Annotated in this window: 14 protein-coding genes; 3 read left to right on the top strand and 11 right to left on the bottom strand. The window is 70.7% G+C overall.

The window, feature by feature from the left end:
* The 7 genes from ACFE86_RS16550 to ACFE86_RS16580 all read right to left on the bottom strand — a co-directional run.
* A partial coding sequence (locus ACFE86_RS16550; protein ID WP_375456424.1) for a nitrilase-related carbon-nitrogen hydrolase occupies nt 1-532 on the bottom strand: 532 nt, incomplete at its 3' end.
* Between the two features lie 26 nt (nt 533-558).
* Entirely contained in the window at nt 559-1482 is a 924-nt protein-coding gene (locus tag ACFE86_RS16555) for an ABC transporter permease (protein WP_375456425.1), read from the bottom strand.
* Complete coding sequence (locus ACFE86_RS16560) at nt 1479-2639, bottom strand: ABC transporter permease (protein WP_375456426.1); 1161 nt, start codon at nt 2637-2639, stop codon at nt 1479-1481. Before ACFE86_RS16560 ends, ACFE86_RS16555 begins: the two co-directional genes overlap by 4 nt.
* An 88-nt stretch (nt 2640-2727) precedes the next feature.
* The gene (locus ACFE86_RS16565) at nt 2728-3837 is read right to left on the bottom strand and encodes a BMP family ABC transporter substrate-binding protein (RefSeq protein WP_375456437.1); all 1110 of its coding nucleotides are present in this window, start codon (nt 3835-3837) and stop codon (nt 2728-2730) included.
* A gap of 266 nt (nt 3838-4103) precedes the next feature.
* Nucleotides 4104-4373, bottom strand: a complete 270-nt coding sequence (locus tag ACFE86_RS16570; protein ID WP_375456427.1) for a hypothetical protein — start codon at nt 4371-4373, stop codon at nt 4104-4106.
* Nucleotides 4374-4737: 364 nt separating this feature from the next.
* Complete coding sequence (pucL, locus tag ACFE86_RS16575; RefSeq protein WP_375456428.1) at nt 4738-5580, bottom strand: factor-independent urate hydroxylase; 843 nt, start codon at nt 5578-5580, stop codon at nt 4738-4740.
* A gap of 34 nt (nt 5581-5614) precedes the next feature.
* Nucleotides 5615-7009 carry a nucleobase:cation symporter-2 family protein gene (locus ACFE86_RS16580; RefSeq protein ID WP_375456429.1) on the bottom strand — a complete coding sequence of 465 codons (1395 nt, stop codon included), beginning with the start codon at nt 7007-7009 and terminating at the stop codon, nt 5615-5617.
* 165 nt (nt 7010-7174) lie between these two features.
* Between ACFE86_RS16580 and uraD the strand changes: the two genes are divergently transcribed.
* The 3 genes from uraD (at nt 7175) to ACFE86_RS16595 (ending at nt 8799) form a co-directional block, all read left to right on the top strand.
* Entirely contained in the window at nt 7175-8059 is an 885-nt protein-coding gene (uraD, locus tag ACFE86_RS16585; RefSeq protein ID WP_375456430.1) for a 2-oxo-4-hydroxy-4-carboxy-5-ureidoimidazoline decarboxylase, read from the top strand.
* A gap of 89 nt (nt 8060-8148) precedes the next feature.
* Complete coding sequence (locus ACFE86_RS16590) at nt 8149-8373, top strand: hypothetical protein (protein ID WP_375456431.1); 225 nt, start codon at nt 8149-8151, stop codon at nt 8371-8373.
* A 156-nt stretch (nt 8374-8529) separates the two neighbouring features.
* Nucleotides 8530-8799, top strand: a complete 270-nt coding sequence (locus tag ACFE86_RS16595) for a hypothetical protein (RefSeq protein ID WP_375456432.1) — start codon at nt 8530-8532, stop codon at nt 8797-8799.
* A gap of 78 nt (nt 8800-8877) precedes the next feature.
* On the opposite strand, the gene ACFE86_RS16600 is transcribed toward ACFE86_RS16595, so the two are convergent.
* From ACFE86_RS16600 to ACFE86_RS16615, 4 genes are all read right to left on the bottom strand, one after another.
* The gene (locus tag ACFE86_RS16600) at nt 8878-9939 is read right to left on the bottom strand and encodes a BMP family ABC transporter substrate-binding protein (protein ID WP_375456433.1); all 1062 of its coding nucleotides are present in this window, start codon (nt 9937-9939) and stop codon (nt 8878-8880) included.
* 17 nt (nt 9940-9956) lie between these two features.
* Nucleotides 9957-10883 carry an ABC transporter permease gene (locus ACFE86_RS16605; RefSeq protein WP_375456434.1) on the bottom strand — a complete coding sequence of 309 codons (927 nt, stop codon included), beginning with the start codon at nt 10881-10883 and terminating at the stop codon, nt 9957-9959.
* 39 nt (nt 10884-10922) lie between these two features.
* On the bottom strand, nt 10923-11999 hold the full coding sequence (locus ACFE86_RS16610) for an ABC transporter permease (RefSeq protein WP_375456435.1): 1077 nt from the start codon (nt 11997-11999) through the stop codon (nt 10923-10925).
* On the bottom strand, nt 11984-13168 hold a 1185-nt coding region (locus ACFE86_RS16615; protein ID WP_375456436.1), incomplete at its 5' end, for an ABC transporter ATP-binding protein. The genes ACFE86_RS16615 and ACFE86_RS16610, both read right to left, overlap by 16 nt.

The raw sequence follows: 13168 nt of genomic DNA on the forward strand, positions 1-13168 counted from the left end.
CCTTGTAGGCGCATTCGCGCGCCATCTCCGGGAACATGCCGTCGTGGCAGATGATGAGCGCGAGCTTGGCGCCGCGCGGCCCGTCGATCACCGGGATGCCGACATCGCCCGGCTCCCATGGCTCGACCGGCACCCATGGGTGCATCTTGCGATAGTACAGCTTCACCGTGCCTTCGTCGTCGATGACGAGGCCGGTGTTGTACGGGTTGCCGTGCGGGTTGAACTCCATGATGGAGAAGCAGCCCCAGATCCGGTTGTCGAGGCAGGCCCGCTTGAACGCCGCGACTTCGGGGCCGTCCATCCGGCACATGATCTCCGGGTTCACGTCCATCGACAGGCCGTGGAGCGCGTATTCCGGGAAGACCACGAGGTCCATGCCGGCGAGGTTGCCCCGCGCCTTGGCGACCATCGCCACCACGCGCTCGGTCTGCGCGGCAAGCTCCGCCTTGGTCGCGACCTTCGGCAATTGCAGTTGCACGAGGCCGATCACCACGCCGTTCGGGGATTTGTTGAGGCCGCCGAATCCATTCATGAGATGTGTCCGTGCACGAGGGCGCGTTACTTCGAGAGCGAAAGCTCGCCCGGTGCCCCGGCCAGCGCCCGGTCGGACGAGGAGGTGGCGATCAACAGGGCGAGGGTGAGGACGTAGGGGGCTGCGTAGAACAGGTAATACCCCTGCGTGACGCCGACCGATTGCAGCGCCGGCCCGAGCGCGCCGGCGCCGCCGAACAGCAGCGCCGCGCCGAAGCAGGCGAGCGGGTTCCAGCGGGCGAAGATCACGAGCGCCACCGCCATCAGGCCCTGACCCGACGAGACGCCCTCGTTCCACGAGCCGGGATAGTACAGCGACAGGTAGGCCCCGCCGATCCCGGCGAGCACCCCGCCCGCGGCGGTCGCGTAGAGCCGGATCCGGTCGACGTCGTAGCCCATGGCGCGGGCGGCATCCGCGCTGTCGCCGACGACGCGCACGATCAGACCGGCCTTGGTGTTGCGGAACGCCCACCACAGGAAGGCGGCAAGCCCCGCGCCGATCAGGAACAACACGTTGACGCGCAACGCCGCCTGGATCTGGGGCACGTCGGACCAGAGGCCGAAGGGGATCGCCGGCAACGGCGGCGCCGAGGGCTGGATGAACGGCTTGCCCAGGAAGAAGGCGAGTCCCGATCCGAACAGCATCAGCGCGATGCCCACCGCGACGTCGTTGACGCGGGTCAGGCGGCAGATCGCGCCGTGGACGAGGCCGAGCACACCGCCGGCTGCCCCTGCGACCGCGACGCCCGCCCACGACGAGCCGGTGAGGACGGCGGTGCCGTAGGCCGACATCGCCCCGAAGACGAGGGTGCCCTCCAGCCCGAGGTTGATCCGCCCGGAGCGTTCGGTGATGGTCTCGCCGAGGCTGACGAACAGGAACGGCGTCGAGACGCGGATCGCCCCGCCGATCACGGCGATCAGCACGCTCCAGAGCCCGAGGTCTCCGGTCATGACGAGGCTCCGGCGGGGAGCAGCGCGGTCTCGCGCTTGCGCGCCCAGAGATGCGGGCTGAAGACGTGCAGACGGCCGTAGAGCGTCTCGCTCATCAGCACGATGAGGAACAGCAGGCCTTCGAGCACCAGCACCGTGGCGTCGGGCAGGTGCATCCGCCGCTGGATCAGCCCGCTCGACGCCTCGATGCCGCCGAGGAGGAACGCGACGGGGATGATCGCGACCGGGTTCTGCCGGGCGAGGAAGGCGACCAGGATGCCGGTGTAGCCGTAGCCGGCCACCAGGGTGCCGTTGGCTGTGCCCTGGACGGCGACCACCTCGAAGAAGCCGGCCAAAGCCGCGAAGGCGCCCCCCAGCGCCGTGAACCCGACGATGAGCCGGCCCACCGGCAATCCCTGGATCTGCGCCGCGCGCACGTTGCCGCCGGCGATCCGCGCGGCGAAGCCCAGCGTGGTGCGATCCATCAGAAGGTAGGCGAGGAGACAGGCGAGGATGCCGCAGCCCAGCCCCCAATGCACGCCGATCCCCGGCATCGGCCCGAGCATGAAGGCGTCGCCGACCGGCAGGGTCGAGGGCTTGTTGAGGCTCGCCGGATCGCGCAGCGGCCCCTCGATCATGTGGTTGGCCAGCGCGATCGCGATGTAGGACAGCAGCAGGCTCGAGATGGTGGCGTTGACGCCGCGATAGGCCTGGAGGAAACCCACCGCGCCGATCCAGACGGCGCCGGCGAAGGCTGCGGCGAGCGCCATCAGCGGGATCGCCAGGGCCGGCGGCAGGGCAGCCAGCGGCTGCGCGGCGGCGGCGGCCGCGAGGCCGCCGAGCACGATCGCGCCCTCGCCACCGATCACCACGAGCCCGAGCCGGGCGGGGAGCGCGACGCAGAGCGCCGCAAACAGCAGGGGGGCCGCCCGCTGCAGGCTGTTGCCGAGGGCGAAGCCCGAGCCGAAGCCGCCGCGATACACGATCTCGACGAGTTGGAGGGGCGACTGGCCGAGCGCCAGCAGGAACAGGCCGAACACCAGGAAGCCGGTCACGGCCGCGGCGACCGGGATCAGGAACGCCTCCGAGCGGCGGGCCAGCCACGCGCGGATCTGGAGGCTCCGGGATGACCGGCCGTTCGATGCGGTCAGCCCGACCGGTGCCGCATCCGCGACCATGCTGAGCCCCCCTCCGCTTCCAGCAAGAGCCCTTCGCGCGGCAGGAAGCGTGCCAGCGCCGGCGACGGGTCGATCGACGCCTGGCGGGTCAGACCGAGCCCTTCACGCCTGCGACGAGGTAGTTCGTGCTCTCCAGTTCGGCCGCCTTCTCCGGGTAGCCCTTGCCGGACGCGAGGATCTCCTTGCCGGCGTTGTCCTTGAGCGGTCCCTTGATGATCTCGTAGCCGCCCTTCATCATCTCGGCCTTCACCGCGTCCGCGTTCTTGCGGGCGGCGTCGCCGACGCCGGGGCCGTAGGGGCTCATCTTGACGTAGCCGTCGGCGAGCCCGCCGCGCACGAAGTTCTCGGGCACCTTGCCGGCCTGCATCGCCTCAACGAAGCCCTTGTAGATCGGCAGCCAGTTCCACTCCGCGCCGGTGAGGTACTTCTGCGGAGCCAGCGGCGACTGATCGACGTGGTAGCCGCAGACGAAGGCACCGCGGCGTGCGGCAGTCTCGACCACGACCTTCGGGCTGTCGACGTGGCAGGTGATGACGTCGGCGCCGCCGTCGATCAGCGCGTTAGCGGCTTCCGCCTCCTTGACCGCCAGCGACCACTCGCCGGTGAAGATCACCTGGCAGGTGATCGACGGATCGACGCTCTGGGCGCCGAGCAGGAAGGCGTTGACGTTGTTGAGAACTTGCGGGATCGGCTTGGCCGCGACGAAGCCGATCTTCTTCGACTTGGACGCGTGGGCGGCCACGATGCCGTTCAGGTACTGCCCCTGGGCGATGTAGCCGAAGTAGGAGCCGGCGTTCTTTGGGTCCTTGTCGGACCACAGGCCGCCGCAATGGCGGAACTGGACTTTGGGGTTCTTCTTCGCCTCGGCGAGCACGTAGGGGCTGTAGTAGCCGAACGAGGTGGGAAAGAGCAGGCTCGCCCCGTCGAGGTTGATCATGCTCTCCATGGTCTTCTCGACGGCATTGGTCTCGGCGACGCGCTCCTCCTCCGTGACCGTCAGGCCGGGCATGCCCTTGAGAGCCTTCGCGGCCTGGGCATGGGCTTGGTTGTAGCCGTAATCGTCCTTCGGGCCGACGTAGATGAAGCCGACCGTGAGCGCGCCGGCCGCCGCCGCGCGACCCGGATGAAGGCCGCCGAGCGAGAGGGCGGCGGTCCCGGCTAGCAGGCGCCGGCGCGAAATCGAAAGGTCAGCCACGATCACCTGCTCCGTCGCCGCATCGGTCCGATGCGTGATGCAGAGCCTAAGCTTCGCCAACCTCGATTCGAAGCCGAGATTTTCGGCAATTTCGTATGCAAGGCTGTGCTCTGCCGACCTAGGTCGGATCGGCAGAACCGCTTAAAATTAAATCATACCTGCACGTTGCAGCGCCACGCTGCCGCGGCTGGCCGATGCTCGGATCGGACGGCGATTCGAGCAGCCACCGTCGGCCCGCGGGCGGGCCGAGGCTCTGGTCGGAGCGCGTGTCAGCGACGGCCGCGGTCGGCCTCGTCGCGCCGAGCACGCAGGGAACCCGTGACGAAGGCTTCGTCGTAGGCACCACGCGGCGAGAGCGCGCGCGAGCCGCCCTGCGCATCGATGAGGTTCGGCAGGGCTGCACGGCCCTCGACGCCGCCCGGGGCGGTTACGGCGGCGATGCCGGCGGGTGCGTTATAGCTCTGGGCGAAGGCCGTGGCGGCGAGCGGCACGGACAGGGCAAGGCCGAGGGCGGCGGTGATGGTGATGCGCGTGGTCATGCGAAGGTCTCGTCTGTTCGCGTTGGAATGACCCATCAAAGCCGTTCCGAACGACAGAGTTCCTGCTTTTTGTGCATGTCTGGCGCGCGAGACGCCATAGATTGCCTAAAACAACGCCCTTATCTACTGGCTTGGCACCTATGCCGCTGAATCCGTTGCCTCAAAGATACAAGGGCACTGCATTTAATCCTTTCAGGACAGATGCTTAGAGAAAACACAGCTCGGTCTGCCTCAAAAGAGGCAGGATGGCACGGATCTTTCTCCCGACGTGCGCTGGCGCACGCATCGGCTCCGAGGTTCGGGCAAGGCCGCCACGCCCCGCGGCCCTAAGGGCGCGAAAGCGTCCGGGACGCGGGCGAGGGTGTCAGGCCGTCCGCCCGATCGTCGCCTCGATTTGCCCGTGCGGCTCGTCGGTCGGCAGGAACACCGTGCCGGGATTGTCCAGGCCGAACGGTGCGAGGTTGATCGGGATGTAGTGCTTGTTGGGCATCGCGAAGCCGATCTCGGCGATCTCCGGGATCGCCGCCAGCACGGTCTCGCCCATGCGGTACATGCTGTCCTGCACGCCGTGGCTGTAGGTGGTGCCGAACACAGTGATCAGGAGGCCGAGCACCCGTGCGTTGGCGGCCGTGTAGTCGGCGGGCGCCGACGACCACGTCCAGGTCGCGTCCATACTGGTGGCGGCGATGCGGTCCGCGGTGTCGGGGAGCGTGCGGTACGCGTCGTCGACGAAATCGACCCAGCCGGACTGCGTGGTCTTCATGAAGGTGAAGCCGCGCAGGCCCGATTGCAGCATGCGGCTGCCGCGGCTCGCCACGAGGCGGACGAAGCCGGTGCCGTTGCCGTCCAGGGTGAAGGTGTGGCCGTGCGGCTCACCCCCGAAGGACTGGCGCAGCCAGCGGGTCTCCAGGCCCTCGACGGATACCTCCTCGATCTGCGGGTAGGTGTCGAGGAACACCGTAGCGACCGCCTCGGCGAAGGCCTCCTTGTCCAGCGACAGGTTCCTGGCCGCGGTGACGTTGACGATGTTCTTGACGCTGTCGGTGGCCACGCACGCCCGGTTATCACCCGCCGTCCACGCGGCGTCGAAGGCGCCCTTCATCAGCACGGTGAGCGCGAGTTCCCGCGGGGTGTGGTGGTCGCCGTCGCGGGTCAGGCGCATCACCCGCACGCGGCCCTTGCCGTATTTCGAGGCGGTCAGCGGCATCGGCGTCTCCGAAGAAGCGGGTCTCGTCAGCGACTCAATGCTCAGACGCGGCGGCTTGGCGCATCGCGGCGTCGCGCGCCTCCGCCGTGCTGCCGAGCCCGTTGAAGAACAGGTTCAGCAGCACCGCCGAGATGGCGCAGAGCAGGATGCCGGATTCGAGCAGAGGGTGGAGCGCGTGCGGCATCTGCTTGAAGAAGTTGGGCGCCACCAGCGGGATCATGCCGAAGCCGACCGAGACCGCGACCACGAACAGGTTGTTGCGGTTCTTCGCGAAGTCGACCGCACCGAGGATGCGCGCACCCGTCGCCCCGACCATGCCGAACATCACGAGGCCGGCGCCCCCGAGCACGCATTGCGGCACCGCCTCGACCATAGCGGCGAGCTTCGGGATCAGGCCGAGCCCGAGCATGATGAACCCGCCGACCACGGCAACGTAGCGCGTGCGCACGCCGGTGACGCCGACGAGGCCGATGTTCTGCGAGAACGAGGTGTAGGGGAAGGTGTTGAACACGCCGCCGACGATCGTGCCGAGGCCGTCGGCACGAAGCCCCCGGGTGAGGCGCGCCTCGCCGACCGGATCGGCGCAGATCTCGGCGAGCGCCAGGAACATCCCTGTCGATTCGATCATCACCACGATCATGACGATGCACAGCGTCACCACCGAGACGAGGTCGAAGGTGGGCAGCCCGAAGGCGAAGGGGCGGACCACGTCGAACCACGAGGCGGTGGCCACGTGCGAGAGATCCACCAGCCCGAAGAACCCGGCTACGCCCATGCCGACCACGATGCCGATCAGCACCGAAGCCGAGTTGACGAAGCCGGTGCCGTAGCGGGTGATCGCCATGATGAGGCAGAGCACGAAGGCGCTGATCGCGAGGTAGATCGGCGCGCCGTAATTCGGGTTGCCGACGCCGCCAGCTGCCCAGTTCACGCCGACGCGCATCAGCGAGATGCCGATCACCAGAATGATCGTGCCGGTGACGACCGGCGGGAACAGCGGCAGCAGCCGCCCGACCAGCGGCGCGACGAGCAGCGCGAACAGGCCGGCGGCGATCACCGCGCCGTAGATGCCCGTCAGCCCGATCTCAGGCGACGAGCCCATCGCGATCATTGGCGTCACCGCGGCGAAGGTCACGCCCATCATCACCGGCATGCGCACGCCGATGCCGGGCAGGCCCCAGCTCTGGATGAGGGTGGCGAGGCCGCCGGCGAACAGGTCGGCGCTCACCAGCATCGCCACCTGCTCGGGCGCGAGCTTCAAGGCCCGCCCGACGATCAGCGGCACTGCCACAGCACCGGCATACATCACCAGGACGTGCTGGAGCCCGAGCAAGCCGAGCGCCACCGCGCCGACCCTGGCGATGGGGGCCGTTGCCGGACCGAGGGGGACCGGACCGGCATGGACGTCCGGATGAGCCGTACCCGACATCGACGATCGCTCCCGCGTGCAGGCGGCATCCCGGATGCCGTGCCGGGGAGACCGCGCAAGCCATGTGCCAGGGACGACCACGGAACGACTGGGCGCGCGGTCGCCGGCCCTGGTTTTGGCCTGTTGCCTGCTACGGCGCCGCAGAGCATGGCGACGAGAGGGCCGATGAGCATCACCCTGGCCGACCTGAACGCGATGCCGGAATCCGATTTCGTCGCGGCGCTCGGCGCGGTGTTCGAGCACGCCCCCTGGGTGGCGGCGGGGGCGGCCGCCCTCCGGCCGTTTACCACCGTGGCCGACCTCTACGCGGCGATGCGCCGGACGGTGGAGGCCGCCCCCGACGAGGGCCGCCTCGCGCTGCTCGCCGGCCATCCGGAGCTCGCCGGGCGCGCGGCGCGCGACGGCGCCATCGCCCCCGATTCCATCGCCGAGCAGACCGCCGCCGGCCTCGACCGGTTGTCGGAGGCCGAATTCGCGCGCTTTGCGGCGCTGAACGCGGGCTATCGCGAAAAATTCGGCCTCCCGTTCATCCTGTGCGTCAGGCGGCACGGGCGGGCCTCGCTGCTCTCCGCCTTCGCGGCGCGGCTCGCCTCCGACCCCGCGACCGAGCGGCGCGTGGCGGAAGCCGAGATGTTCCGCATCGCCGCGATCCGCCTGAACGCGCTCGTGGCCGGTGACGGCCCGCTCCGCACGACGGGCCGGATCTCGACGCACGTGCTCGACACCATGCGCGGGGCGCCGGCGGCGGGCGTGGGGCTGGCGCTGTACGAGGTCGTCCCGGACGGCGGCTTGGCGCTCGTGGCGCGGGCTGAGACCAACGCCGACGGCCGGACGGACGCAGCCCTGATCGGCGGACGGCCGGTGCCGATCGCCGCCTACGAGCTGCATTTCGCGCTGGGCGACTACCACCGCCGCCTCGGGCTCGACCTGCCGGAGCCGCCGTTCCTCGACGTCGTCCCCTTGCGCTTCGGGGTGTCGGACCCGGAAGGCCACTATCACGTGCCCCTGGTGGCGACACCCTGGAGCTTCCAGACCTATCGCGGAAGCTGAGCAGGGTCGATCGCATCGCAAAATAATCGCCCGGCTCGATGCACCAAAGGAGCCGCTGCGCGTTGGCTGTGCGAAATCAAGGAGATACCATGTCCCGCCCGAAGACCATGCTCGCCCTCGCTCTCTGCCTCGGGTTCGGCCTTGCCGGCGCGGCCGCGGCGCAATCCGTCGGCGCGCCGGCCGGCCGCCTGTCCGCAGCCGCCCCCGGCGGGGCCACCGGCAAGGCGGGCCCGCGAAACCGCATGGAGGCGATGCGCAGCGGCGGTGCATACGGCTCGCGCCGGATGAGGCGCTACCGCCGCATGCATCGCTGAGGCCGCGCCGTCCGGACGGCACGACCGTTGCTCTCGCTGTGTCGTCGCCGCGCAGCCGCGCGCCCGCGGCGCGAACGCTTCATCGCCCACCTGAATCGCCTGCGCCGGCTCTACTAGGCCGATTGCAGCCCATCGTTCCACGAGGAGACCCCGACCATGCTGTTTCGAACACCCCTCATCCTGGCGTTCTGCGGCGTCCTGGGCTTGTCCGGCGCGGCCCTGGCCCAGTCGTCGACGGGCGCTCCCGCCGGCCGCGAGCCGGCGACCGCTCCCGGCGGCACCGAGGGCATCGCCGGCCCGCGCAACGAGATCAACGCGATCCAGGACGGCGACGCGGTCGCCGTCCCGCCCGGACGCGGCGGCATCGTCGTCGACGCGCCCCCGCCCGCGATGGAGCCGGTTGCCCCGCCGCCGCCGCGGCCCTGATCCGCGGCCGGTGACCGGCCGAACGTGAAAAGGCCGCCGGAGCGATCCGGCGGCCTTCTTTCTTGGCGACGACAGGGACTACTGGGGCAGCTTGTCGTCGATGCCCTTCACGTACCAGTTCATGCCGAGGATCATCGGGTCCGGCGCGTTCTCGCCCGCTTTCACGGCGAGCGTCCCGTCCTGCTTCGTCACCGGTCCGTCGAAGGGATGGATCTTGCCGGACGCGATGTCCGCCGTGGTCGCCTCGGCGAGCGCCTTCACGTCGTCGGGCATGTTGGTGAAGGGCGCGAGCACGACCATGCCGTCCTTGATGCCGCCCCAGGTGTCGTGGCTCTTCCAGGTGCCGGCCATCACCGCCTTGGCCTCGCTCACGACGTAGCCGTTCCAGTCGTCGGTGATCGAGGTGAGCTGGGCTTTGGGGGCGAAGCGGTACTGGTCCGAGGACTGGCCGAAGGCGAGCTTGCCGGCCTTCTCGGCCTCCTGCAGCGGCGCGGCCGAATCGGTGTGCTGGGTGAGGATGTCGGCGCCCTGCGCCAGCAGGGCCTTGGCCGCCTCCGCCTCCTTGCCGGGGTCGAACCACGTGTTCACCCAGACGATCTTGACCTTGATGTCCGGGTTGACCGACTGCGCGCCGAGCATGAAGGCGTTGATGCCGCTCACCACCTCGGGGATCGGGAAGGAGGCGATGTAGCCCACCGTGCCCGACTTCGAGAGCTTGCCGGCGATCTTGCCGCAGACGTAGCGGCCCTCGTAGAAGCGCGCCGAGTAGGTCGAGAGGTTGTCCGCGCGCTTGTAGCCGGTGGCGTGCTCGAACTTCACCTTGGGGAACTTCTTGGCCACCTTCAGGGTCGGCTCCATGAAGCCGAACGAGGTGGTGAAGACGAGGCCGGCGCCGGAGCGTGCCAGCTTCTCGATCGAGCGCTCGCTGTCGGCCTCCGGCACGCTCTCGAGGAACGTCGTCTCCACCTTGCCCGGCAGCGCCGCCTCGAGCGCCTTGCGGCTGAGGTCGTGCTGATAGGAATACCCGTAATCGGCCACGGGGCCGACATAGACGAAGCCGACCTTCAGCTTGTCCTCGGCCCGCGCCGGGCCGGTCGCGAGGAGGAGGGCGCAAAGGAGCGCGCAGGTCATCGTCCGCATGGTGCGTGTCGCCTTGTTCAGCGGGTGGGAATGAAGTCGCGCCCGAGGGCGGCCGGCGCCAGCGAGCCGCCCTGGCGCCGGCCGAGGGAGAGCAAGACCAGGGCCAGGATGGTGGCGAGGTAGGGCAGCGCCGACAGCACCTGCCCCGGCAGGCCGATGCCCGCCGCCTGCGCGTGGAGCTGGAGCACCGTGGTGCCGCCGAACAGCAGCGCGCCGGCCGCGACGCGCAACGGGCGCCAGGAGGCGAACACCACGAGCGCCAGCGCGATCCAGCCGCGCCCCGCCGTCATGCCCGGCGCCCAGAACGGCGTGTAGGCCAGCGACAGGTAGGCGCCGGCGAGCCCCGCGCAGGCGCCGCCGAACAGCACGGCGAGGAAGCGCACCTTGCGCACCGGCAGGCCGAGCGCATGGGTGGCGACGTGGTCGTCGCCGATGGCGCGCAGCGTCAGGCCCGTCCGCGTGCGCCACAAGAACCACCACACGCCGGCCACCAGGGCGAGGGCGGCGTAGACGAACGCGTCCTGGCCGAACAGCAGCCGGCCGACGCCCGGCATCTCGGTCAGGCCCGGCAGGTGGAGATGGGCGGCCGGGTCGCGCTTCGTGCCGACATAGGTGGCGCCGACGAGGCCGGAGAGGCCCAGCCCGAGGATGGTCAGCGCCAGGCCCGAGGCCACCTGGTTGGCCGCGAGCCCCACCGTCAGGATGCCGAACAGGGCGGCGAGCGCGATGCCGGCGAGCGTGCCGCCCAGCGCCCCGAGCAGGGTCGAGCCCGTCTCCATCGCCACCGCGAAGCCCGATGCGGCGCCGAAGATCATCATGCCCTCGACGCCGAGGTTGAGCACGCCCGCGCGCTCGGCCACGAGTTCGCCCAGGGCCGCCAGGATCAGCGGCGTCGCGGCGGCGAGCACCGTCACCAGCACCATCTGGACGATGTCGAGGCTCATGTCCCGGTTCTCATGAATCCGCTCCCACGCCGCCAATCCTCACGCCGGCCCGCCGGAGACGAGGCGGACATGGTAGCGCGAGAGCACGTCCGCGCCGAGCACGAGGCCGAGCAGCAGCCCCTGGAAGGCGCGGGTGAGGTCGAAGGGCAGCTTGAGGTCGATCTGCGCCGCCTCGCCGCCGATCGTCGTCAGCGCGATGACCAGCGCCGCCGCCAGGATGCCCGGCGGCGAGAGCCGGCCCAGGAAGGCGACGATGATCGCGGTGAAGCCGTAGCCCGGCGAGATCGTCGGCTGGAGCTGGCCGATCCGGCCCGCCACCTCGGCCACGCCCGCCAGACCCGCCGCGCCCCCCGAGATCGCGAAGACCGCGAGCGTCAGGCGGGCATCGCTGAAGCCGGCAAAGCGCGCCGCCCGCGGGCTCGCGCCGACGACGCGCACCTCGAACCCGAACAGGGTGCGCGCGAGCACGAGCGCGGCCAGGACGACGGCCGCGAGGCTGACCAGCACCCCGGCATGGAGGGTGTCGCCCGCCATGAGGTAGGGCAGGCGGGCGGCCTCGTCGAACGTCACGCTCTGCGGGAAGTTGAAGCCCGCCGGATCGCGCAGGGGCCCGCGGGCCATGTAGTCGAGCAGCAGTTCGGCGACGTAGACCAGCATCAGGCTGGTCAGGATCTCGGAGACGCCGAGGCGGACCTTGAGGAAGCCGGGGATCAGGGCGTAGGCCAGCCCCGCGAGCGTGCCCGCGGCCAGCATCGCCGGCAGGATCCACAGGGTGAAGCCGTGCTGGCCGTGGGTGGCGACGCCGATCCAGCCGCCGGCCAGCCCGCCGACGACGAACTGGCCCTCGGCGCCGATGTTCCAGAGGTTGGCGCGGTAGCAGAACGCCAGCCCCGTCGCGATGAGCGCCAGCGGCGCGGCCTTCAGCGCGATCTCCTGGAGCGACCACACCTCGCTCAAGGGGACGACGAAGTAGGTGACGAAGGCGGCGGCCGGCGAGACGCCGAGGGTCGCCACCGCGACGCCGCCCACCAAAATCGCCGCCGCGAACGCGATCACCGGCGTCACCGCCGAGAGCAGCCGCGAGCGGCTGGCGCGGGGGCTCAGGTCGAGGCGCATGGGGCCGCAGCTTCGGGGGGGAGGGCCGCGGACGGCGCGCCGCGCCCCGCGCCCTCCGCGGGGGGCGGGAGGGCGTCGGCGGCGTGGTGGTCGCCCGATCCGCCCATCAGCAGGCCGATCGCCTCGCGGGTTGTGTCCGCAGCCGGCACGGCCGGCGAGAGCGTGCCCGCATGCAGCACCGCGATGCGGCCGGCGACCTCGAACAGTTCGTCGAGGTCCTGGCTGATCACCAGCACCGCGGCGCCGCGCGCGGCGCGGTCGATCAGCGCCTGCCGGATATGCGCGGCCGCCGCCGCGTCGACGCCCCAGGTCGGCTGGTTGATCACGAGGATGCCGGGCTCGGCCAGCATCTCGCGGCCGACGACGAATTTCTGGAGGTTGCCGCCGGACAGGGTGGAGGCGGCAGGATCCGGGCCGGCCTTGCGCACGTCGAAGGCCTCGACCACGCGGGCGGCCAGCGCGCGCGCCGCGCCCTTCCGCAGCCAGCCGAAGGGCGCCAGCGGCGCGGTGGCGTGGCGCGACAGCACCGCGTTCTCCGACAGGCTCATGCCGGGCGCCGCCGCATGGCCGTTGCGCTCCTCCGGCACGAAGGCCCCGCCCAGGTGGCGCCGGGCGTTGATGCCGCGGCCGCCGACCGGCCGTCCGTCGAGGCGGATGGCGCCGGGCTCGGCCTCGACCTCTCCCGAGAGCGCGGCGAAGAGTTCGGCCTGCCCGTTGCCGGCCACGCCCGCGATGCCGAGGATCTCGCCGCCCGCGACGCGCAGGGCGATGCTATGCAGCGCGGTGCCGTGCATCCCCGGCGCCGGCAGGGACAGGCCGTCGAGGACGAGGCGCTCCGGCCCGCGGGCGGAAGGCGGCGGCGGCTTCAGTTCGCGCACCTGCGCGCCGACCATCATCGCGGCGAGCGAGCGCGCACTCTCCCGGCGCGGGTCGCAGGCGCCGACCACCTTGCCGTGGCGCAGGATGGTGGCGCGCGCGCACAGGCGGCGGACCTCGTCGAGGCGGTGGGAGATGTAGAGCAGCGCCCGGCCCTCCTGCGCCAAGCGCTCCAGCACCGTGAACAGCTGCTCCGCCTCGCCGGGGGTGAGCACCGAGGTCGGCTCGTCGAGGATCACGAGGCGCGGGTCCTGGAGCAGGCAGCGCACGATCTCGATGCGCTGGCGCTCGCC

This window comes from uncultured Methylobacterium sp. (assembly GCF_964244095.1).
GTDB lineage: Bacteria > Pseudomonadota > Alphaproteobacteria > Rhizobiales > Beijerinckiaceae > Methylobacterium.